General features: G+C 52.6%; 14 protein-coding genes, 2 tRNA genes and 3 rRNA genes. 1 reads left to right on the plus strand and 18 read right to left on the minus strand.

Annotation, left to right across the window (positions count from 1 at the left end):
• A complete protein-coding gene (gene clpA / locus ABHF33_RS05380) occupies positions 1–2268 on the plus strand; it encodes an ATP-dependent Clp protease ATP-binding subunit ClpA (protein ID WP_348945986.1) in 2268 nt (755 codons plus the stop codon).
• A gap of 80 nt (positions 2269–2348) precedes the next feature.
• Here clpA and ABHF33_RS05385 read toward each other — a convergent pair whose 3' ends face one another.
• From ABHF33_RS05385 to obgE, 18 genes are all read right to left on the minus strand, one after another.
• On the minus strand, positions 2349–3164 hold the full coding sequence (locus tag ABHF33_RS05385; RefSeq protein ID WP_348945987.1) for a mechanosensitive ion channel family protein: 816 nt from the start codon (positions 3162–3164) through the stop codon (positions 2349–2351).
• A gap of 72 nt (positions 3165–3236) precedes the next feature.
• Positions 3237–4169: a site-specific tyrosine recombinase XerD gene (xerD, locus tag ABHF33_RS05390; RefSeq protein WP_348945988.1), complete on the minus strand. Its 933-nt coding sequence runs from the start codon at positions 4167–4169 to the stop codon at positions 3237–3239.
• A complete protein-coding gene (locus ABHF33_RS05395) occupies positions 4166–4666 on the minus strand; it encodes a methylated-DNA--[protein]-cysteine S-methyltransferase (RefSeq protein WP_348945989.1) in 501 nt (166 codons plus the stop codon). The genes xerD and ABHF33_RS05395 overlap by 4 nt, the downstream gene beginning before the upstream one ends.
• A 59-nt stretch (positions 4667–4725) precedes the next feature.
• The gene (locus ABHF33_RS05400) at positions 4726–5799 is read right to left on the minus strand and encodes a glycoside hydrolase family 18 protein (protein ID WP_348945990.1); all 1074 of its coding nucleotides are present in this window, start codon (positions 5797–5799) and stop codon (positions 4726–4728) included.
• A gap of 80 nt (positions 5800–5879) precedes the next feature.
• A complete protein-coding gene (locus tag ABHF33_RS05405; RefSeq protein WP_348945991.1) occupies positions 5880–6230 on the minus strand; it encodes a RidA family protein in 351 nt (116 codons plus the stop codon).
• Positions 6231–6283: 53 nt separating this feature from the next.
• On the minus strand, positions 6284–7474 hold the full coding sequence (locus ABHF33_RS05410) for a DesA family fatty acid desaturase (protein ID WP_348945992.1): 1191 nt from the start codon (positions 7472–7474) through the stop codon (positions 6284–6286).
• A gap of 44 nt (positions 7475–7518) precedes the next feature.
• Complete coding sequence (locus tag ABHF33_RS05415; protein WP_348945993.1) at positions 7519–8829, minus strand: mechanosensitive ion channel family protein; 1311 nt, start codon at positions 8827–8829, stop codon at positions 7519–7521.
• A 6-nt stretch (positions 8830–8835) separates the two neighbouring features.
• Positions 8836–9327: a D-glycero-beta-D-manno-heptose 1-phosphate adenylyltransferase gene (gene rfaE2, locus ABHF33_RS05420; protein WP_348945994.1), complete on the minus strand. Its 492-nt coding sequence runs from the start codon at positions 9325–9327 to the stop codon at positions 8836–8838.
• A 244-nt stretch (positions 9328–9571) separates the two neighbouring features.
• Positions 9572–9685: ribosomal RNA gene (gene rrf, locus ABHF33_RS05425) — 5S ribosomal RNA — on the minus strand.
• Positions 9686–9854: 169 nt separating this feature from the next.
• Positions 9855–12741, minus strand: a 23S ribosomal RNA gene (locus tag ABHF33_RS05430).
• A 379-nt stretch (positions 12742–13120) separates the two neighbouring features.
• A tRNA-Ala gene (locus ABHF33_RS05435) sits at positions 13121–13196 on the minus strand.
• Between the two features lie 38 nt (positions 13197–13234).
• Positions 13235–13311: transfer RNA gene (locus tag ABHF33_RS05440), tRNA-Ile, on the minus strand.
• 105 nt (positions 13312–13416) lie between these two features.
• A 16S ribosomal RNA gene (locus ABHF33_RS05445) occupies positions 13417–14950 on the minus strand.
• The 16S, 23S and 5S rRNA genes sit together here with 2 tRNA genes alongside, the layout of an rRNA operon.
• Before the next feature lie 518 nt (positions 14951–15468).
• Positions 15469–16629, minus strand: a complete 1161-nt coding sequence (locus ABHF33_RS05450) for a THUMP domain-containing class I SAM-dependent RNA methyltransferase (protein ID WP_348945995.1) — start codon at positions 16627–16629, stop codon at positions 15469–15471.
• A gap of 20 nt (positions 16630–16649) precedes the next feature.
• Positions 16650–19481: an ATP-binding protein gene (locus tag ABHF33_RS05455; RefSeq protein WP_348945996.1), complete on the minus strand. Its 2832-nt coding sequence runs from the start codon at positions 19479–19481 to the stop codon at positions 16650–16652.
• Entirely contained in the window at positions 19481–20140 is a 660-nt protein-coding gene (locus ABHF33_RS05460) for a hypothetical protein (protein WP_348945997.1), read from the minus strand. The genes ABHF33_RS05455 and ABHF33_RS05460 overlap by 1 nt, the downstream gene beginning before the upstream one ends.
• Positions 20141–20146: 6 nt before the next feature.
• Positions 20147–21430 carry a hypothetical protein gene (locus ABHF33_RS05465; RefSeq protein ID WP_348945998.1) on the minus strand — a complete coding sequence of 428 codons (1284 nt, stop codon included), beginning with the start codon at positions 21428–21430 and terminating at the stop codon, positions 20147–20149.
• A gap of 186 nt (positions 21431–21616) precedes the next feature.
• A complete protein-coding gene (obgE, locus tag ABHF33_RS05470) occupies positions 21617–22780 on the minus strand; it encodes a GTPase ObgE (protein ID WP_348945999.1) in 1164 nt (387 codons plus the stop codon).
• Positions 22781–22898: the final 118 nt, after the last annotated feature.

Raw genomic sequence — 22898 nt, forward strand, 5'->3', positions numbered from 1 at the left:
ATGATCGCCCAAGAACTCGAAGTCAGCCTGCATATGGCGTTCATGGATGCGCGGCAAAAGCGCCATGAATATATTACGGTGGAGCATTTATTACTGGCTCTGCTCGACAACCCTTCCGCGATTGAAGTGATGAAAGCCTGCGGCGCGAATCTGGACGAATTGCGTCGTCAACTGGGTGATTTTGTCACTGAACACACCCCCGTTGTATCGGGCACCAGTGAAGTGGAAACCCAGCCGACGATTGGATTTCAGCGTGTGATCCAACGCGCCATTCTGCACGTTCAGTCTTCCGGCAAAAAAGAAGTCACCGGCGCAAATGTGCTGGTCGCCATTTTTGGCGAAAAAGACAGTCACGCCGTGTATTTCCTGCACCAGCAAGGCATTACCCGCCTCGATGTCGTGAACTTCATTGCGCATGGCATCAGTAAAAGCGCGAGCAATTCCTCACAATCTGCGCCTAAAAACGAGCAATCGGAAGAAAGCGAAGGGGAAAGCAGCGCGGGTGGCGCACTGGAAAACTACACGCAGAATATGAATAGTCAGGCCTTGGCGGGCAAAATTGATCCGCTGATTGGCCGCGATCATGAGCTGGAGCGCGTCATTCAAACGCTGTGCCGCCGCCGCAAAAACAATCCGCTGCTGGTGGGCGAAGCTGGCGTCGGTAAAACGGCAATTGCCGATGGTCTGGCGCGAAAAATCGTCGAAGGCGATGTGCCTGACGTGCTCTCAGATGCCACAGTTTACACGCTCGATATGGGCGCACTACTCGCTGGCACCAAATATCGCGGTGACTTTGAACAGCGTCTTAAAGCGGTGATCAAGCAGCTTGCCGAAGAGCGCAACGCGATTCTGTTTATTGACGAAATTCATACGCTGGTTGGTGCAGGTGCTGCTTCAGGCGGCACGCTGGATGCGTCCAACCTGCTTAAGCCTGCGCTTTCCAACGGCACGCTCAAATGCATCGGTGCAACCACCTACACCGAGTATCGTGGCATTTTTGAAAAAGATAACGCGCTGTCTCGCCGCTTCCAGAAAATCGACATCGTCGAGCCTACCATTGAGCAGACAGTAGAAATTCTGAAAGGCTTGAAGGACAAATTTGAAGCGCACCATGGCGTGAAATACACGCAAGCAGCGATTACGACAGCGGTTGAGCTATCGGCCAAATTCATCAATGATAGGCACCTGCCTGACAAGGCCATTGATGTGATCGACGAGGCAGGCGCTGCACAAAAAATTCTGCCGCGCTCGAAACAGAAAAAAACCATCGGCAAAGGCGAGATCGAAGACATCATTGCCAAAATCGCGCGCATTCCGCCCAAATCGGTATCTACCGACGACAAAAACACGCTCAAAACACTGGAGCGTGATTTGAAAAACGTCGTATTCGGTCAGGAAAAAGCGATCGAAGTGCTGGCCACGTCGATCAAGATGGCGCGGGCTGGTTTGGGTAATCCGCAAAAGCCAATTGGCTCATTCCTGTTCTCCGGTCCTACTGGCGTCGGCAAAACCGAAGTGGCGCGGCAGTTGGCCTACACAATGGGCATTGAATTGATCCGATTCGATATGTCCGAGTATATGGAGCGCCATGCTGTCAGCCGCCTGATCGGTGCGCCTCCGGGTTATGTGGGTTTTGAGCAAGGCGGTTTGTTGACCGAGGCAATCAACAAACATCCGTATGCGGTAGTTTTGCTTGATGAAATCGAGAAAGCGCACCCCGATATCTATAACGTGCTGTTGCAGGTGATGGATCACGGTACGCTGACCGATAATAACGGGCGCAAAGCGGATTTTCGCAATGTGGTGATCATTATGACGACCAATGCGGGCGCGGAGATGCTGAACAAGTCGGTGATCGGTTTTACCGCAAAAAAAGAAGCTGGCGATGAAATGCAGGAAATCAAACGCATGTTCACGCCAGAATTCCGCAACCGGATTGATGCCATCATCCCGTTTGCATCACTCACGCACGAGATTATCCTGCAAGTGGTTGAGAAATTCCTGATGCAGCTTGAAGCGCAATTGCACGAGAAAAAAGTGGAAGCCCACTTTAGCAGCGCACTGAAGGACTATCTGGCCAAAAACGGATTTGACCCGCAAATGGGTGCTCGCCCAATGGCGCGCCTGATTCAGGATACCATCCGCAAAGCGCTGGCTGACGAACTGCTGTTTGGCCGCCTGGTCAATGGTGGCGAGGTGATGATTGATATTGATGAGGCTGGCAAGGTATTGCTCGACATCCCTCAGAAAGAAACAGTCCCAGCCTAATACCCCACTCAGATAGCCATGCTGCGATATAAAAAAACCCGCTCACGCGGGTTTTTTTATGGCTCGATCTGCAGTGCGGATTACTTCTGCTGCACAGTAATAAATTGCGCTGGTGTCGGCGCAGGAAAGCTCGCTAGCGTTTCCAGAATGACGCGATTGGTATCAAAATACACTTGCCAGTAATGATCATTGTGGCAGTACGGCCGAACAGCCAGCACTGGACCGACCAGCTGGAACTCGAGGATCTCGACATCCACAGCAGGTTCGGCCACCACATTTGGAATTTTTGCGATATTTTCTTTCAGCTGGGCAATTGCGGCTGGCACATCGGCAGCGCCTGATAATTGCGCCTTTAGATCAACCCGGCGGTACGGCGTTGAGGTGTAATTCTGGATATTGTCGCTGAAGATTTTGTTGTTACCGACCACGGTAATGATATTGTCGGGCGTCAGCACCGTGGTCGCAAACAAACCCACCTCATGCACCACCCCGGTCACACCACCAGCGGTAATCATGTCGCCCACCTTGAAGGGACGCAAGACAATCAGAAATGCGCCGCCGGCAAAATTGGCCAGCAAGCCCGACCAGGCCATACCGATAGCCACACCCGCAGCGGCGAGCAAGGCGGCGAACGTGGTGGTCTGGATGCCGAAGTAACCCAGAATACCCACCACCAGCAACACATTCAGCAACACGGTTACCGCCGAGCCAACGTAACGTAATACGGTAGGGTCGACATTCTGGCGATGTAATCCGCCCTGCACAAAGCGCACCACCACGCCAATCAGCCAGCGGCCAATCACCCAAAATGCAATCGCCGCCAGAATTTTTACGCCAAATTCAGCGGCATACCCCATTGCAATGTCTTGATACTTGGTTAGAAGCGATGCGTCCATTGTTTATTCTCCTGAAATAGTCAATTCGCAGACCCTCACGGATCTTACCCGAATCCTATTAAATTCTGAATTTTAACCGCGTGGATGATGCTCCTGATGCAATGTTTTCAGACGCTCAGCGGCAATCTGGGTATAAATCTGCGTAGTGGTAATGTCCGAATGCCCCAGCAGGGTTTGCACCACGCGCAAATCCGCGCCGTGGTTAAGCAAATGCGTGGCAAAGGCATGCCGCAGCACGTGCGGGCTGAGCAATTCGGGTGCGATGCCCGCTTGCGTGGCGTATTGCTTGATAATGAACCAGCAGCCTTGCCGCGTCATGGCCTCGCCACGCTGGTTCACAAACAAACATGCCTGAGACGGGCTGTTTAGCAAAAGTGGGCGAGCCTCGCGCGCATAGCGGGCCACCCAGTCGGCGGCGACTTCACCCAGCGGAACCAGCCGCTGTTTGCCGCCTTTACCATTGGTGACATGCAGATAGCGTTCGCGCAGATAGACTTGGGCAATCGGCAGCGTGACCAGCTCGGTGACACGCAAGCCGGTGGCGTACATCAATTCGAGCATGGCTCGATCCCGCACGCCGGCGGCCTCTTCCAGATTGGGCGCGTCCAGCAAGGCCTCAATGCTATTCTCGGACAGGGATTTGGGGAGTGGGCGGACGCGTTTGGGCGAAACCAATTGAGCACAAGGATCCAGCGAGAGCATTTCCTGTGCAATCCAGTAGCGATAAAATTTGCGCAAGCTGGCCATCCGCCGCGCCAGACTCGCGGCCTTTAAGTCCCTCGCCTGTCGGGCCAGAAAAGCCTGCACATCATCGCGATCAGCCAGCCAAAGTGTTTTCTGGCGCTCGTTTTGCAGCCACCCAGCCCAGATCAGCAAATCACACCGATAACTGTCGATGGTATTTTGCGCCAGACCATCGCCCAGCCAGATGCCATCTAGAAAACGATCTATCAGCGCCTCTTCTGATTGCGCCAGCGCTGCAGGCGGTAAAGCTAAATCGCTCATTGGCTAGCTGCACGCTCGATCACGCCTTCATGCGCCAGCAGCCAGCGTTTGATCGGCATCCAGTCCAGGCCATTACGATTGGCGTTAAAGCCGCCCAAACCTTGCGCAGCAACGACCCGATGGCAGGGAATAATAATGGGAACCGGATTGCGACCACACGCGCCGCCAACCGCGCGCGGGCTGGAAGCAATTGCGCTGGCAATCTCGGCATAACGCCGGGTTTGCCCGGTGCCGATAGTCGCAATTTGCTGCCAGACTTTCTGCTGATGTGCTGTGCCCTCCAGCTGCAAGGGCAAATCAAACACATGCGCGGGATTACGCGCATACGCCAGCAACTGCTGTTCGGCCTCGTCCAGCAAGGCGTGGGTCGCCGTCGACGGGCAAGCGATTTCTTCGGCGAGAAAGTCCAGCCTGCACACTGCAGTATCTGTTGCACATAGCTGGACAAAACCGAAGGGCAAAGCGATGCAGCGCGAAGCCAAAGCAGATTCAGACATAAATACCCCGCAAAGTATATGGCTGCATGATAGACGCAAATTGCCCTAGAAGAATATACCTAACGAGTTGATTCGTATAAGGCATCGAGCAAGCGGCTATCGTGATCTTCGGTCAGCTCCCAGAACATCACGCCCGCTAATTTCTGCGCCTTAGCGTAGCGCCCTTTCAGCGCAATCGACTCACAGTCTTCATAACTGATAAATTCGTCACCATCGTATAAGTACGGCACCTGGGCATCTGCATCCCAATAGCGAATAAAACGGCCAGAAGGGAGCAGCTCGGCATTAATCTGGCGAAAGCTGGGCGCGCTATTGCTGCCCGCCAATCCGGGTTGCCCCAAGCCGGGCGAGGCGACGCCTTTCAATGAACGGCCGTATAGCGGGCAACCTAGCACCAGTTTTTCGCGCGGCACACCCTCTTTAATAAACAGCTCTATGCTTTTCGCGGCGCTATCGCCCGCTGAATCGACGGTACTATTAAATAGATTGGCGTGATGGCCCGCACGCGTCGCCCAGCCGTTGTAGAAGTCATAAGTCATCAAGTTGATAAAGTCACACGCCGCAGCCACACGCCGGATTTCAACCTTATCCAGATAATATTGACCAGCGCCAGCCGCAATACACAGCTGATAAGGGGCGCTGGATGCGCGCCCATCGCGCTCGGATTGCGCATCCAGCTGTACGCGCAAAGCCTCCAGCAGCAGCGAGAAGTTCTGCTGGTCTTCTGGCCTGGCTTTAATGCTGGCCATGTCGTTGCCGGGATACTCCCAATCCAGATCAATGCCGTCGAGCTGATAATCCCGCATAAACTGCACGGCAGAGCTGGCAAACTGTTCACGCGATGGGGCAGTGAGCGCCGCATCGGAAAATCCATCAGCACCCCAGCCACCGACCGAAACCAGTATTTTCAAATCCGGATTACGCTGCTTGAGTGTCAGCAATTGGGACAAAATACCCTGCTGGCGAGCTAATTCATCGGCATCTTGATCAGGTGCAAACGATGGTTTTAAACCAACCTGATGCTCATGCACATCAGCAAAGGCATAGCATAAATGGCTGAGTTTCTCGGCGGGAATTTGCGCCAGATTGCAGGGTTGCCACGAAGCAAAATACGCCAAGAAAATACCCGCCATACCGACCTCAAACAGATTAAAACTGGAAAAAAGCCCGGCTTGGCCGGGCGACGATGGGCTTTGCTCAGCCCGGATGGTATTTACAGTGCAGCAATGACCGTCATTTCGACCAGATAACGCGGATCAGCCAGCTTGGCTTGCACAGTCGCGCGGGCAGGTGTATGTCCCGCCGGCACCCATCCCGACCAAGCCTGATTCATTGCATCGTAATCGGCCATATCGCTCAGAAAAATAGTCACCTGCAAGATTTTGCTTTTATCCGAGCCCACCTCGGCCAGCAGGCGATCAATACAAGCCAACACTTCTTCGGTTTGCCCCAGAGCGTCTTTCGTCAGATCTTCGGCAATCTGGCCAGCCAAATAGACCGTATTGTTATGCACCACGGTTTCGCACAATCTTGGCCCAACATGGTAGCGCTGAATTGATGACATTTTTGTCTCTCCAAAATAAAAGGCAAGCTTGCACTTGCCTTGATTCAAACAGTTTACGCCACCGCACGCAGGCGAAGCGAGAAATCGGCCAGCGCCTTGATGCCACTGGCCTCAGCCCGCACGCACCAGTCTTGCAATTGAAGAACCAGTTCATCTCGCGTCAGTGTGGAGCGCTCCCAAATGCGGGTTAGCTCTTGGCGCATCTGATACACCTGCTTTAATACTGCGCTTTGCGCCAGCAGAGCTTGCAAATGCATTTGCTCGGCGAGCGGCAAGTCTTTATCGTCCTGCTTGAGCCAAGTCTTCATTTTTTTGCGCAGATTGATATTGAGCGCGGGCATGGCTGCCGATGTTTTCAGTGAATCAAGCTCGGCAGAGACTGTCACCATCAGGGTGCGGGCATAATTGGCCGCAATCGCATAGCGGTTGGCAATAATCGCCTGCAGTGCAGCTTCGTCCAGCACAGGGCGAACCTGCGTCAGCTTCACCTTCGGTGCAATTTTGCGCACGGTGGCCAAACGACAAGCAGCCAGAGCCCGGATATAGAGCCAGCCGATATCGAATTCGAACCATTTATACGACAATTTGGCCGACGTGCCGAAGGTGTGATGATTGTTGTGCAGCTCTTCCCCACCGATCAGAATGCCCCACGGCACAATATTGGTCGAGGCGTCTTCACATTCAAAATTGCGATAACCCCAGTAGTGACCAATGCCATTGATAACACCGGCTGCAGTAATCGGAATCCACAACATTTGAATCGCCCAGATCCAGATGCCATTAACACCGAATAGCATGAGATCAAGTAGCGCCATCAAAGTGGGTCCCCAGAGCGCACGTTTGCTGTACAGATGACGCTCAAGCCAATCGTCGGGCGTGCCATGACCGTATTTTTGCAGCGTTTCAGTGTTGGCAGCTTCGGCACGATACAGCTCCCAGCCTTCAAAAAATACTTTTTTGATGCCGATAATCTGCGGGCTGTGCGGGTCTTCTGCCGTTTCGCATTTGGCATGATGCTTGCGGTGAATGGCAGCCCATTCTTTCGTCACCTGCGCAGTGGTCAGCCAGAGCCAGAAACGAAAGAAGTGGCTGGCCAGCGGGTGCAAATCAAGCGAGCGATGCGCCTGATGGCGGTGCAAAAAAATCGTTACCGAAGCAATCGTAATGTGCGTCAATAACAAGGTAACCAGTATATAAGCCCACCAAGGCAAATCGATGAGGCCATTGAGCCATTCCAAAACCATATTACATCCTATCTATTCAAGGCCAACTTCTGTGCGGTATCGAGCTATACAGTTTCTTTAGCGACATGCCCTGTATCGGAGGGTAGCAGCATTACATCCCGGCGGGGATAAGGAATTTCGATAGCATGCTCTTTAAACGCATGCCAGATTTTCAGATTCAAATCCGACTTCAAACCCATTTGCCCGTTTTCCGGATCTGCCAGCCAGAAACCCAGCGTTAAATTAATGCCGCTATCGGCAAAGGCAGTCACAAAAGCCGCAGGCGCAGGCTGGGGCAGAATACGGGGATTACCTTCGGTAACCGAGACCATCACTTTCATCACCAGCTCAAGGTCGGAATCATACGCCACCGAAACGGGCAAACCCACCCACACCGAGCGATCATTGTAAGACTGATTCACCACGGTCTGCGTGATCATGGTGTCATTAGGCACCAGAGACTCCGTCCCATCCGCAGCTTTTAACACGATATACCGCGAGGTTAAACCGCTAATGACACCCTGGCGATTATCCACCGAAATCAGATCGCCCAGCTTGATTGAGCGATCAAGCAAAATAATAAAGCCAGAGACATAATTGGACGCAATCTTCTGCAAGCCAAAGCCCAGCCCCACGCCAAGCGCACCACCAAATACCGATAACACAGTCAAATCAATCCCGACCATGGAAAGTGATAGCAAAATCGCCACCACGATCAACGCCGAATGAATCACTTTGACCAGCACAACCCTGACATTCATATCCATGACTTTGGTCGACATCAGGCGCTGCTCCAGCGTGCGGGCAATCCACATCGCAACCAGCAAAGTACCCGCCACAGAGAGCAGGCCCTGCAGCACCGTCAACACTGAAATATGCACCTTGCCAGCATTAAAGCTGATGGCGTCCAGCGTACTGAGCACTTCGGGCAAAATACCCAGTACATGCAGCACATAAGCGCACCAAATGCTGATCGCAATATAACGTTCCCACTGCTGCACCCATGCTGCGCCCTCAAAGACTCGGCGGATCACGTACACCAGAATGCGGATATTCACCATCGCCAACATCAGCAAATTGGCGACGCGCAGCAGTGAATTATTCTGCCCTTCCAGCAGATGCAGCACCAGATTGGCGGCACTCACCAGTAGCAAAGCCAGCCCAGGAAAGAGCAGACGCTTTAAACCATCGCCGCCCGTTTTCCAGCGCAAGGTTTGAATGCTTTGGTGCCGCAAAATATTTCTGGCCAGAAAGTAGGCACTTCCCCAGCACAGCAATAGCAAAACAGCCTGAATCAGTATTTGCGGGTGCAGAAAGCCAAATTCGGTCAGGTCCCGCACCAGGGTCGCCAGCAAATTATGTCGGTCTAATTGCATCGTGCCTCACTCACCCCGAATCAACTGCAATGTCTTGGTCGTTGAAGTATCAAACAAAAATGGGATGGAATGCACCGAGCCACCACGCGCTAAGACTTCTTTACTGCCCACGATGTGCTCAAGCGACCAATCGCCACCTTTAACCAGCACCTCGGGTTGAATCAGTTTGATGAGTTCCAGTGGTGTATCTTCATCAAACCAAGTCACCAGATCAACAGACGCCAAACTGGCCATAACCGCAGCCCGATTGGCCAACGAATTGATCGGCCGATCATCGCCTTTGCCCAAGCGACGCACCGAGGCATCAGTATTAAGCGCCACAACCATGCTTGCACCCAAAGCGCGCGTCTGCGCCAGATAGGTGACATGCCCACGGTGCAGAATATCAAAGCAGCCATTGGTAAACACCAAAGGCCGCGCCAACCCAACTAGGCGCTCAGTCAGCTGCTCCGGCGGGCAGATTTTTTGCTCAAAGCTTGGCTTGGCATACTCAAACATGGGAAAACCTTAAATGGGGATCAAAGACGGAAGAAGAATACTACCAAGAAATAGTAACTTTGGTTTTTATAAGAATGACAGAAATAGATTTAGTTTCGCCGCTCGTAACAATTCACATCCGCTCAAACAGCAGGGGTATACACCTGCAATTCAGACCTGACCTAGCTTTTAACCATATACCCCTGTCTCGCGGACAGCAAAAAGCCCAGCTCTTTCGAACTGGGCTTCTGGCTTTCTTAGGGAAGTCTGGCAATGACCTACTTTCACACGGGCAATCCGCACTATCATCGGCGCTGAGGCGTTTCACTGTCCTGTTCGGGATGGGAAGGAGTGGGACCACCTCGCTATGGTCACCAGACAAAACTGGGTGAGTTGACTGCTTAGGCTTTCACCTTTGCAACCACTCGAAATCAATAGAAGAAGTAATCTTTCATCAGTCGCATTCGCATGCTTCCGGTTCATCTCTTTATTTAACAATTCGCAATCGGGTCAATTGCACCTTCATCGCATAACGCGTCTCAGGTTATAGGATCAAGCCTCACGGGCAATTAGTATCGGTTAGCTTAACGCATTACTGCGCTTCCACACCCGACCTATCAACGTCCTGGTCTCGAACGATCCTTTAGAGGTCTTAAAGACCTAGGGAAGTCTCATCTTGAGGCTAGTTTCGCGCTTAGATGCTTTCAGCGCTTATCTATTCCCGACTTAGCTACCCGGCAATGCCACTGGCGTGACAACCGGTACACCAGAGGTCAGTCCACTCCGGTCCTCTCGTACTAGGAGCAGCCCCCCTCAAACTTCCAACGCCCACTGCAGATAGGGACCAAACTGTCTCACGACGTTTTGAACCCAGCTCACGTACCACTTTAAATGGCGAACAGCCATACCCTTGGGACCGGCTACAGCCCCAGGATGTGATGAGCCGACATCGAGGTGCCAAACTCCGCCGTCGATGTGAACTCTTGGGCGGAATCAGCCTGTTATCCCCGGAGTACCTTTTATCCGTTGAGCGATGGCCCTTCCATTCAGAACCACCGGATCACTATGTCCTGCTTTCGCACCTGCTCGACTTGTCGGTCTCGCAGTTAAGCCGCCTTTTGCCATTACACTATCAGTACGATGTCCGACCGTACCTAGGCGACCTTCGAGCTCCTCCGTTACAATTTGGGAGGAGACCGCCCCAGTCAAACTGCCTACCATGCACGGTCCCCGATCCGGATAACGGACCAAGGTTAGAACCTCAAAGGGGTCAGGGTGGTATTTCAAGGACGGCTCCACTGAAACTAGCGTTCCAGCTTCAAAGCCTCCCACCTATCCTACACAAACCACTTCAAAGTCCAATGCAAAGCTACAGTAAAGGTTCACGGGGTCTTTCCGTCTAGCAGCGGGGAGATTGCATCTTCACAAACACTTCAACTTCGCTGAGTCTCGGGAGGAGACAGTAGGGCCATCGTTACGCCATTCGTGCGGGTCGGAACTTACCCGACAAGGAATTTCGCTACCTTAGGACCGTTATAGTTACGGCCGCCGTTTACTGGGACTTCAATCAAGAGCTTGCACCCCATCATTTAATCTTCCAGCACCGGGCAGGCGTCACACCGTATACATCCACTTTCGTGTTAGCACAGTGCTGTGTTTTTGATAAACAGTCGCAGCCCTCATTTCTCTGCGGCCTCATTTAGCTCCGGTTGTACACCTTCACTGACTAGAGGCACACCTTCTCCCGAAGTTACGGTGTCAATTTGCCGAGTTCCTTCTCCCGAGTTCTCTCAAGCACCTTAGAATTCTCATCCTACCCACCTGTGTCGGTTTGCGGTACGGTTCGATATTAGCTGAAGCTTAGTGGCTTTTCTTGGAAGCAGGGTATCGCTCACTTCGTCTACAAGTAGACTCGTCATCATGCCTCAGCGTTAAAGCAGCCCGGATTTGCCTAAGCCACACGCCTACACACTTAAACCAACTCTTCCAACCGTTGGCTGAGGTAACCTTCTCCGTCCCCACATCGCACTAATACCAAGTACAGGAATATTAACCTGTTTCCCATCGACTACGCATTTCTGCCTCGCCTTAGGGGCCGACTCACCCTGCGCCGATGAACGTTGCGCAGGAAACCTGGGGTTTTCGGTGAGGGGGCTTTTCACCCCCTTTATCGCTACTCATGTCAGCATTCGCACTTCTGATACCTCCAGCATCCTTCTCAAGACACCTTCACAGGCTTACAGAACGCTCCTCTACCATATGTACATGGTACATATCCGCGTCTTCGGTTATCAATTTGAGCCCCGTTACATCTTCCGCGCAGGACGACTCGACCAGTGAGCTATTACGCTTTCTTTAAATGATGGCTGCTTCTAAGCCAACATCCTGGCTGTCTATGCCTTCCCACCTCGTTTTCCACTTAATTGATCATTTGGGACCTTAGACGGCGGTCTGGGTTGTTTCCCTCTTGTCCCAGGACGTTAGCACCCCAGGACTGTCTCCCATGCTCGCACTTGACGGTATTCAGAGTTTGCCATGGTTTGGTAAGTCGCGATGACCCCCTAGCCATAACAGTGCTTTACCCCCGTCAGTGATACATGAGGCACTACCTAAATAGTTTTCGAGGAGAACCAGCTATTTCCAAGTTTGTTTAGCCTTTCACCCCTAGCCACAGCTCATCCCCTGACTTTGCAACGTCAGTGGGTTCGGACCTCCAGTGCGTGTTACCGCACCTTCATCCTGGCCATGGCTAGATCACTTGGTTTCGGGTCTACGCCCAGCAACTGTGCGCCCTATTCGGACTCGGTTTCCCTACGCCTCCCCTATTTGGTTAAGCTTGCTACTGAACGTAAGTCGCTGACCCATTATACAAAAGGTACGCAGTCACAGAACAAGTCTGCTCCCACTGTTTGTATGCATCCGGTTTCAGGTTCTATTTCACTCCCCTCCCGGGGTTCTTTTCGCCTTTCCCTCACGGTACTGGTTCACTATCGGTCGATGATGAGTATTTAGCCTTGGAGGATGGTCCCCCCATCTTCAAACAGGATTTCTCGTGTCCCGCCCTACTTCTCGTACGCTTAGTACCACAATTGTGTTTTCATATACGGGGCTATCACCCACTATGGCGGCACTTTCCATTGCCTTCTATTAACACGACTGCTATCACGTACAGGCTCTTCCCATTTCGCTCGCCACTACTTTGGGAATCTCGGTTGATTTCTTTTCCTGCGGTTACTTAGATGTTTCAGTTCACCGCGTTCGCTTCACATGACCTATGTATTCAGTCAAGGATGACCCAAAAGGGCCGGGTTTCCCCATTCGGAAATCGTGGGATCAAAGCACTTTGCCAGCTCCCCCACGCTTATCGCAGGCTATCACGTCCTTCGTCGCCTATCATCGCCAAGGCATCCACCAGATGCACTTATTCGCTTGATCCTATAACCTCAAACACGTTTTACCGTACTCTTGGTCAGAGTTTCGTATTTACGACTTGTTGAATAGTTTCTCAGGCTATTCAACGGCTAGTCTTTCGACCAGCAGATACAATCAACCCAATTTCATACTGTAAGGAGTGAGGCGTAAGGCGTGAGGCGTAAACCTCAAACCCAACTTCACTCCTACATTGTTTAATTAGGAGATATTACTTCTTCTATTTTGTTAAAGAACGATACAGCCAATTAAATCGCTGCTGATTTAAGAAATCAGAATTCAAACAACTAACGGTGTTAATTGCTTCAATTGTGATATCTCGTTTAAGCTAGTTTGGAACAGGTTTTACACCTTACTCTTCACGCCTAACACCTCACAGTTTGATTGGTGGAGGATGACGGGATCGAACCGACGACCCCCTGCTTGCAAAGCAGGTGCTCTCCCAACTGAGCTAATCCCCCAATCTGGCATTACTAAGCTGTTTCCACTGACGAATCAATGGTGGGTCAAGCTGGAATCGAACCAGCGACCCCCGCCTTATCAAGACGGTGCTCTAACCGACTGAGCTACTGACCCAGCTTTCCAACCGAGTAGTGATCAAGTTGCCTTGAGCACAGTCTCTGTATCTTCAAAATCTACAGCCGATGAGTGTGAGTACTTGACCCGCAGGTCTTTCTCTTGAAAGGAGGTGATCCAGCCGCAGGTTCCCCTACGGCTACCTTGTTACGACTTCACCCCAGTCATGAATCCCACCGTGGTAAGCGGCCTCCTTGCGGTTAGCCTACCTACTTCTGGTGAAACCCACTCCCATGGTGTGACGGGCGGTGTGTACAAGGCCCGGGAACGTATTCACCGCGACATGCTGATCCGCGATTACTAGCGATTCCGACTTCATGCACTCGAGTTGCAGAGTGCAATCCGGACTACGATCGGTTTTGTGAGATTGGCACCCCCTCGCGGGTTAGCGACCCTCTGTACCGACCATTGTATGACGTGTGAAGCCCTGGTCATAAGGGCCATGAGGACTTGACGTCATCCCCACCTTCCTCCGGTTTGTCACCGGCAGTCCCACTAAAGTGCTCAACTGAATGGTAGCAACTAGTGGCAAGGGTTGCGCTCGTTGCGGGACTTAACCCAACATCTCACGACACGAGCTGACGACAGCCATGCAGCACCTGTGTTACGGTTCCCGAAGGCACTCCTCGATCTCTCAAGGATTCCGTACATGTCAAGACCAGGTAAGGTTTTTCGCGTTGCATCGAATTAATCCACATCATCCACCGCTTGTGCGGGCCCCCGTCAATTCCTTTGAGTTTTAGTCTTGCGACCGTACTCCCCAGGCGGTCAACTTCACGCGTTAGCTGCGTTACTAAGCTCCGAAAAGCCCAACAACTAGTTGACATCGTTTAGGGCGTGGACTACCAGGGTATCTAATCCTGTTTGCTCCCCACGCTTTCGTGCATGAGTGTCAGTATCAGCCCAGGGGGTTGCCTTCGCCATCGGTGTTCCTCCACATCTCTACGCATTTCACTGCTACACGTGGAATTCCACCCCCCTCTGCCGTACTCTAGTTAGCCAGTTCACAATGCAATTCCCAAGTTGAGCTCGGGGATTTCACATCGTGCTTAACAAACCACCTGCGCACGCTTTACGCCCAGTAATTCCGATTAACGCTTGGACCCTACGTATTACCGCGGCTGCTGGCACGTAGTTAGCCGGTCCTTATTCTTCAGGTACTCTCATCCCCGGTGGGTATTAGCCACAAGGATTTGCTCCCTGACAAAAGCGCTTTACAACCCGAAGGCCTTCTTCACGCACGCGGCATTGCTGGATCAGGCTTGCGCCCATTGTCCAAGATTCCCCACTGCTGCCTCCCGTAGGAGTCTGGACCGTGTCTCAGTTCCAGTGTGGCGGATCGTCCTCTAAGACCCGCTACTGATCGTCGCCTTGGTGAGCCTTTACCTCACCAACTAGCTAATCAGCCATCGGCCGCTCCAATAACAAGAGGTCTTGCGATCCCCCTCTTTCCCCCGTAGGGCGTATGCGGTATTAGCTATCCTTTCGGATAGTTATCCCCCATTACTGGGTACGTTCCGATGTATTACTCACCCGTTCGCCACTCGCCACCAGACCGAAGTCCGTGCTGCCGTTCGACTTGCATGTGTAAAGCATGCCGCCAGCGTTCAATCTGAGCCAGGATCAAACTCTTTCGTTTAATCTCTAAGCTAAATGTACTACTTGGCTTGTACTTCAATACTCAAAGAAACTGCGAGATAAATTCCGAAGAATTTGTCTTTCAATTTTCTTTTCAATTGAGTGCAAGCACTTGATTTGACTTACGAATCAAGCACTCACACTCATCGGCTGTAATTTGTTAAAGATCGGGCTGAACAACCAGAGAAACGACTACTTCGTTTCGCTGCGTCATCAGCAGAGAGGCCGAACTATACCCACGCCCCTGAAACACGTCAACACCTGAGTACGAAGAAAAGCCAACAAAGGCGCTAAGTGATTGATCGGAAAGGGAACGAAAATCAAACTATTTTGGCAAGAAGCGCAGAAACACAAACAACAGCACCAGCGAAACGCTCAGCAAAACGGGGGAAAACCAGCAAGAACTGCGCGCAGCGGGCAAAAACAACCCAACAGAATGCTGAAACAGTGCAAAACCCACCCCGAAAAGCACTCAGCCCGCTGGCGCGGGCTGAGTTTTTATACTTTTATTTGATCTGCTCAATCTTTGGCTGGTTTATCTCGATTGCCACCTGCGATCATTTTGTATTCAAACAAACGGCATTCGAGTGGCCCATTAAACAAGACCGTGCGTTTTGACGCTTTCAAACGCATGTATTTAGGCATATCCAGATCGGCAGTGAGGAAATAAGCATTCCAGCCCGCAAAGCGTTGCTTCAATACCGTAGCCCATTGCGGATACAAACTCGCCAGATGCTCTTTCTCGTCCATCCGCGCGCCATATGGTGGATTGCAAACCCACACACCAGACTCAGCAGGCGGCTTGGCATCAAGCACATTCAATTGCTTCAATTGAATCGCGCCATCCAAACCTGCAGCCGCGATATTGGCTTTGGCATGAATCAATACCGTACTTGATACATCGGAACCTGAAATCAGATTATTAGTGCTGCTTTCTTTCGCTTTCGCTTCTGCGCGAACGGTTTGCCAGAACGCATCGTCAAACATCCGCATTTGCTGGAAGGCAAACGAGCGGCGAATGCCTGGTGCGATATTACGCGCGATCATCGCCGCTTCAATCAGGAAAGTACCTGAACCGCACATTGGATCATAAAATGCCTGTTCTGGCGTCCAGCCGCTAAGCGACAAAATCCCTGCTGCCAGATTTTCACGCACTGGCGCATCGCCCGTTTCAACGCGATAACCACGCTTGAACAGCGCCTCGCCCGAGGTATCGAGATATAACGTTGCCATTTTGTCGGACAAATACAGATGAATCCGCATATCAGGCTCTTTGGTATCCACGCTCGGGCGATTACCGCACTTCAGGCGGAAACGATCGCAGACACCGTCTTTCACTTTCAGTGCAATAAAATCGAGGCTACGCAAAGGCGAGCGCACCGCGGTCACCGTCACCTTGATGGTGTTTTCGACCGCGAAAATATCGGCCCATTCGGTATCGCGCGCCATACGGAAAATATCGTCTTCGGTGCGATATGGCTTTTCAACCAGTTTCCACAAAATCCGGCTGGCCACGCGCGAATACAGATTCGCCTTATACATTACCGTCCACGGGCCCGCGAAAGCCACACCACCGTCGGTGACTTTGACCTTCTTGGCGCCCTGCGCCAACAATTCCTGTTCCAGAATTGGCTCTAAGCCACGCGGACATGGGGCGAAAAATTCAAATATTTGCAGCACAGGCTTCTTCTTTATAAAAACTATACGGTTGTAGCCACTATAGCCGCATCGAGCGGCTCGATACGGCGGCGGGTTTGCATGATCAATGGCGCCCAAGTTTCGCCCGGACGTTTTTTACGCGTCGTGAGCGTCAGCTCGGACGGACCATACACATTGGTGTTATGCGTTAATGGCGTGGTGATCAGATACTGCGCTTGCGTCGCTTTCAGGAAAGCGCCGACTCGGTCAATATTGAAAATATCCAAGTGGGCAAACGGCTCATCGATAAAGACAAAGCCCGATGGATTACTATCGTCCATCATCAGACCGATCAGCAAAATCAGCGATTTCATCACCTGCTGACCACCCGATGCTTCGCCGTCGTTCAAGCCCATCATGCCTTTCTGGTCGAAATTGAAACGCGCGGTCAAACCGGCTTGCGCCAGCACGACGTCGTCATTTTCCAGATGCGGCATATCGAGTTCGACGTCGATCCCGGCCAGATCGCCCAAACCTTTGATATTGCGACCATAAGCGCGCACCGTAGCACGCAGCTTATTGATATACGCCGCGCGCGCTTCTTCGGTCAGCTGACCGGTACGCTCAACTTCTTGGCGGTGACCCTGCGATTCATCTTCGAGCGCGTCATAATCGGCGACCAATTTATCGCGGCGTTGGATGATGGTTTCGTCTTTTTCCCAATGCGCTTGCGTCAATTGCTCTTGCTGGCGTTCGATGATATGACGCACCTCGGTCACGCTGCGATATTCTTCTTTCAGCTGTGCCAGCACATTCGGCAACAACCACGCTGGCAGCGCTTTTTCTTTCAGCACGCGAATCGCACCGAGCTGGCGGCTAATTTCATTACGCTGGCGTGTGATTTGCGCTTGCAATTCTTCAACCGCACGACGGAACTGATCGCGTTCGATTTCGATTTTTTGCGCCGCCAAACGCAAATCGGAACGGCTCTCACGCGAACCTTCGAGTGCAGCCTGCGCAGCGGCAAGCTCGGCACCAAGGCGCTGCACTTCAGCTTGTTCAGCCGGGAAGCGTTCAGCCGCCGCGGCAAACTCGGCCTGACGCGATGCGAGCTGCAACACCGCCTGCATGCCCATCAATTGCACCGTAATACTCTGAATATCGCGCTGAACGCTGGCGAAATCGGTTTCCTGATCCAAAATCTGATCATTCAAGGCTTTCAAGCGCACCGCAATATCGTTCAAACGTGAATGACGCGCCGCTTCACCGAAGGCATATTCACGGGTATCGACCCCAATGAACCGTGCACCGCGGCGTTCACGGTAATACCCCTCACGGGTAATCCAATCACTGCTGATACGGCTACCGGCTTCCACCGATTTCACGCGCTGAATGCTATTCAGTTGGCGACTCAACCATGCTGGCACCGGCGCCTTGAAGTCGATAATTTCCAGAATCGAACCCAGATTGGCACGCGGCGCTGGCTCGCGCTCGGACACGATGAAGTGGCGATAGCGCAAACGCTCACCCACTTCCCATGCGCGCTGCTTATCCGCTTCGCGTTGCAGCAAGATCAAGTGACGTGATGGTGCCAGCAAAGCCTCGACCGCATCCTGCCACGCCGGATCTTGTACTTCACAAATTTCGGTCAGCAATTGATGCGGAATACCCGCTTCATCAAGCGCGGCGCGCATCTGGCGGACGAACTCGGGCGACGGCGCTTTACCGGCTTGCAGCGCAAATTGCGCTTCGGACAATTGCTGGCGTTCATCGCGGGCATTTTTCAGTGCGAGTTTTTTCTCGGTCTCAATGACTTTCAGATCGGCCAGTTTATCGTTCAGGCCAATCGCATCCGCGCCATGCTCGCGCTCGGCGAGTTCACGCAGCTTTTCGCCCTCACGGATGACACGCTCGATATCACGCGCAGCGTCGCGCACTTCCTGAAACTTGGCAAACATCGCGTCGTAATCGGCTTTGCTTTGCTGCTCACCATTCAGGGTTTGATTCGCCGCCAGTTGCGCCACAGCCAGACGTTTGTCGAGCTGGATCAAATCACCGCGCTTATGCCAAAGATTGCGCCGATTTTGCTTAAATTGCGCGACGTAATTGCGCAGCGTGTCTTGCGCCTCGGCGACCTGCAAAGCGGGAATCACTTCGTTTTCGAGCCGCACCGTATCCGTACCGAGCGAACACCATTCCAGATAGGAGCTGGCGCGCAGGCGGAAACGTTCAACATCCAAGCCCAACTGAGACAATTGCTGCTGCATTTTGTCGAGCTCGCCCTCGGCTTCGCGCAAACGCACTTTGGCTTCTTGATAATGGTCGAGCACTTCCTTGTCGCCAAAGACCTGGAACACCAGATCGAGCAATGCCTTAGGGGAGTATTCGCACAGCTTGTCCGTATCACCTTGCTCCAGAGCCAATACCTCGGCAATTGCAGGTGTTAAACCCGCCTGCTCAAGGCGGCGACGATAATCACCCACGCCCAGCCACTGCAAAGTCGTTTCGGTTTGCCCGTCAAGCTGCGCATCGCCTTCGGCAATTGCGTACTGGCGCACCCAGTCACCGCCCTGCTTTTTAATCCGGCAAAACAGCGTCACCGTTTCAGACGCGAGCGGGAAAAACAAATACGGAAAAAAGCCGCCACCGCTGCGGCGCGGATTGCTGACCACGGCGCGCAGCCAGGCGATGTTTTCCTTGTTATTACGTACATAGCGCTTGTAATCACGGCGGCCCGAGCATTTGAGCGCCAAAATCGTGCGCAAGGCATCGAGCAATGTCGTTTTACCCGAGCCATTCGGGCCCACTACGGTGACAATTTGCGCATCGAGCGGCACAGAAATGCGTTGCCAGAAATCCCAGTGCACCATTTCCAAAGTTTTAATCTGGAACATCAGTTCACCTCCACATCAGCCGCGATTTTGGTATCGGAGACTTTCAGAATATCGGCCATCGCACCATTAATAATGCGCGGCGCGAGCTTGGCGTAATCAATCATTAAATCGAGCATCGGACCTTCATAAATCATCCGGTTGCGGCGCACGACAAAACCGAGCTTGGAGAGCTGCCCCAGATTGGTCGTAAAGCGCATTTTGCCGCCGAGCACTTTACCAAAGTCGGCATACAGTGCGTCTTCCGACACACCTTGTGCGACGCCTTCGCCGTGTTCAATCGGCTTTTCCGCACCAAATAAATCTCCCTGGTCTTCATTACCCGCTTCAACGCGCGCAATCTGGCGTTCGCGTTTCGGCAAAATAATCAGCGCCCACACCACGACCAGCAGCGCGATGCCATCACGCGGCAAGCCCATATTATTCGATAGCCAGTTTTCGCCTTCGCCAAACACCCATTCTTCCATATGCGGCTGTAGCGCCACCGCGATATGTTCGGCGTAGGGATTTTCGAGCAATTGCAGACCACATTCGGCCAGTCGATGTTCGAGCGACTCGCGAAAAGCTTCATCAATCAGCGCACGGCGCGCGAGTGGGTCTTTGCGCAACACAAAACGTTGCGCCAACAGACGCGCAACAAGGATATTCAGGGCTTGATCCATGTTCTATCAGCCTTTTTTCAGCATGGTATTCAGTGGTGTGAGTCGGCCATGACTAATGCTGGCGACTTCCGGATGATCAGGTTCAAATAATTCGGCGCTGGCTTCCAGCCGCAACGGGATTTTGACAATATCGGCGACGATACTTTTTTCCAGCGCAGCTTCAGCATCACCCAGCAAGGACAGCAGGGATAGTCGATAAGCGGTTTCGTTATACGTCGGCGCAATCACCGCTGCGGGCAAATCACCGCCCAAACCTTCTGTCACCAGACGATTCAAATCTTCATACAAGGATTCGGCCAACATCAGGCGCTCGGCCTCGACTTCGCCAACCACTTGCGCTGCAGCACCGGCCGGCATTTCGCTGACAATATTGATCGGGCGTTCGCGCTCGCAAATTTCAAACTCAGCGACGTCGAGCAAAATATCCGATACGACAAAATGCGGCTCGGGATGGAACAAAATCAAATCACGGCCAAGGCCGGCGAGTTTTTCCTGCGTTTGCTGGCGCAACCAGTCGGCGACGTTGGTCGTCGACAAACCGGACTGCCCCAAATGCACGCGCTGCGAAGCCAGCTCGGACAGGCGACGATGAAATACCGAAGTCAGCCGCAACATGCGCGCTTGCGCCAAGGCGATTGACTGGGCAATTTGGTAGACGCGTGGGTCAGTGGCTTCGTCGGTCAGCACGGTACGAATCACGTCCGTGCCTTTTTCGACCCATTGCCACACTTTTTCTAGCTTTTCGCGCGCGGCGCGGATTTGGAATTCGGATTGCGATTCAAGCGCAGCTTCAAAATCGGCGTATAGCTCGTTCAAACGTGCGAGCAAATTGAGCATCACTTCGTTAGAAACCTGGCCTAACGATTGACCGGCCGCCACCTGCGAGGTGAGATAGCCGAGTTCGGCATCACCCTCGGCAAACTGCATCATCGTACCCATCGCCGCCAATGCGACACGCCCTGCTTCGGACATCGCATACAGCTGCTCGTCACTATCCCAGACCAGCAAGCCATTATCGCGCAGACGTTTCAATACGGTATCGAGTTTGACCTGATTGATATAGGCAAAATGCGATTGCAAATCAGCGGGCGACCAGCGCGGCGCATCGGCACGCGCGCCAATTTCGCGCAGGACGATCAGACGAACAAAAACCTCGTCTTCGCCACCGCGAAACAGCGTGATAAACGCATCAATATACGTGCGTGCGCGCAGCAGTTCCGCCATTTGCGGCAGTTCGTGCGGCACAAAACCGGGCTGAAAAAAATCGGAGAATAAGTTTTCGTCTTGCATGGAGATGACAAAAATCAGGAAGCAGCAAGACTAAAGGCAAATGAGGCGAAAAACAATGCCTTTAGCGGGAAGTGAGGCAACAACATGGCCGAGCAATCAATTTGTGCGGCCATCAATACAAAAAGGGGTATTACTCTGCGGAACTTAATACAAATAGCCTACAGGGCAATACCCCCTAAACATCAATTACTCAATATCACCATTGGCTGCAATCGCCGCCGCACGCGCTGCTAGCAAAGCTTCTTGCTCGGCTGCCAAACGGGCGGCAGCATCTTCTTCCTGCTGCTTGGCGAGTTTTTTCGCCTGCTCCAGATAGTCGGCAATTGCGTAGGTCAAATCGCGACAACCTTCACCGGTCAGACCCGCAATCACGAAGTAGCGTGGCTTCGCTGGATCGAATGCCGCATATTCGTCGTATTCGCCGGCGTCCCAGCCGTAGGCTTTCAGGAAAGCTTGTACGCGCTCTTCACGCTCTTCTTCCGGAATCATGTCGACTTTATTGAGCACCAACCAGCGCGGCTTGTTGTAGAGCTCTTCGTCGTATTTGCGCAGCTCTTCAACAATCGCGTTGGCTTCAGCGACCGGATCAACGCCTTCATCAAACGGAGCCAAGTCAACGAGGTGCAGCAAAATACCGGTCCGTTGCAAATGCTTCAAAAAGCGATGACCCAGACCTGCACCGTCCGCAGCGCCTTCGATCAAACCCGGTACGTCAGCAATGACAAAGCTGCGATTTTCGTCGATACGCACCACGCCAAGATTTGGGTGCAGCGTGGTGAATGGATAATCAGCGACTTTCGGTTTCGCGGCAGAAACAGCGCGAATAAAGGTCGATTTACCGGCGTTTGGCATGCCGAGCAGGCCAATATCGGCCAGCACTTTCAATTCGAGTTTAAGTTCTCGGCGCTCGCCTTCAGCGCCCGGCGTCGTTTGGCGCGGCGCGCGGTTGGTTGACGATTTGAAGTGCAAATTACCAAAACCGCCTTGGCCACCTTTAGCAATCGGCAGACGCTCGCCATTTTTGGTCAAATCAGCGATCAGCTCGCCAGTTTCCGCGTCGGTAATTGTCGTGCCAATAGGCATACGCAATTCGATATCATCGCCGCCCTTGCCGTAGCAATCGGCACCGCGACCACCTTCACCGTCTTTGGCTTTGTATTTGCGCACAAAGCGGTAATCAACCAAGGTGTTGATGTCTTCATCAGCAATCGCCCATACCGTACCGCCTTTACCGCCATCGCCACCATCGGGGCCGCCGCGCGGAACGAATTTTTCGCGGCGCATACTGGCCGAGCCATTACCGCCCTTGCCACCGATCACTTCAATTTTTGCTTCATCAATAAATTTCATCGTTTTCTCCTGCCAACAGGGTATCGCCCCGCGAACCAAGGGATTTACCACATACAGCCTTATACCAAGGGATGTATCTGGAAAATCACCTAGCCAGACTGCAAAACCCAGAATATGG

This window comes from Chitinibacter sp. FCG-7, assembly GCF_040047665.1.
In the GTDB taxonomy this organism is placed as follows: domain Bacteria; phylum Pseudomonadota; class Gammaproteobacteria; order Burkholderiales; family Chitinibacteraceae; genus Chitinibacter; species Chitinibacter mangrovi.

What these genes read in the sequence shown, in the direction of transcription:
- clpA (WP_348945986.1), top strand. Translation starts at nt 1, where the DNA reads ATGATCGCCCAAGAACTCGAAGTCAGCCTGCATATGGCGTTCATGGAT.
- ABHF33_RS05385 (WP_348945987.1), bottom strand. Translation starts at nt 3,164, where the DNA reads ATGGACGCATCGCTTCTAACCAAGTATCAAGACATTGCAATGGGGTAT.
- xerD (WP_348945988.1), bottom strand. Translation starts at nt 4,169, where the DNA reads ATGAGCGATTTAGCTTTACCGCCTGCAGCGCTGGCGCAATCAGAAGAG.
- ABHF33_RS05395 (WP_348945989.1), bottom strand. Translation starts at nt 4,666, where the DNA reads ATGTCTGAATCTGCTTTGGCTTCGCGCTGCATCGCTTTGCCCTTCGGT.
- ABHF33_RS05400 (WP_348945990.1), bottom strand. Translation starts at nt 5,799, where the DNA reads ATGGCGGGTATTTTCTTGGCGTATTTTGCTTCGTGGCAACCCTGCAAT.
- ABHF33_RS05405 (WP_348945991.1), bottom strand. Translation starts at nt 6,230, where the DNA reads ATGTCATCAATTCAGCGCTACCATGTTGGGCCAAGATTGTGCGAAACC.
- ABHF33_RS05410 (WP_348945992.1), bottom strand. Translation starts at nt 7,474, where the DNA reads ATGGTTTTGGAATGGCTCAATGGCCTCATCGATTTGCCTTGGTGGGCT.
- ABHF33_RS05415 (WP_348945993.1), bottom strand. Translation starts at nt 8,829, where the DNA reads ATGCAATTAGACCGACATAATTTGCTGGCGACCCTGGTGCGGGACCTG.
- rfaE2 (WP_348945994.1), bottom strand. Translation starts at nt 9,327, where the DNA reads ATGTTTGAGTATGCCAAGCCAAGCTTTGAGCAAAAAATCTGCCCGCCG.
- ABHF33_RS05455 (WP_348945996.1), bottom strand. Translation starts at nt 19,481, where the DNA reads ATGTTCCAGATTAAAACTTTGGAAATGGTGCACTGGGATTTCTGGCAA.
- ABHF33_RS05460 (WP_348945997.1), bottom strand. Translation starts at nt 20,140, where the DNA reads ATGGATCAAGCCCTGAATATCCTTGTTGCGCGTCTGTTGGCGCAACGT.
- ABHF33_RS05465 (WP_348945998.1), bottom strand. Translation starts at nt 21,430, where the DNA reads ATGCAAGACGAAAACTTATTCTCCGATTTTTTTCAGCCCGGTTTTGTG.
- obgE (WP_348945999.1), bottom strand. Translation starts at nt 22,780, where the DNA reads ATGAAATTTATTGATGAAGCAAAAATTGAAGTGATCGGTGGCAAGGGC.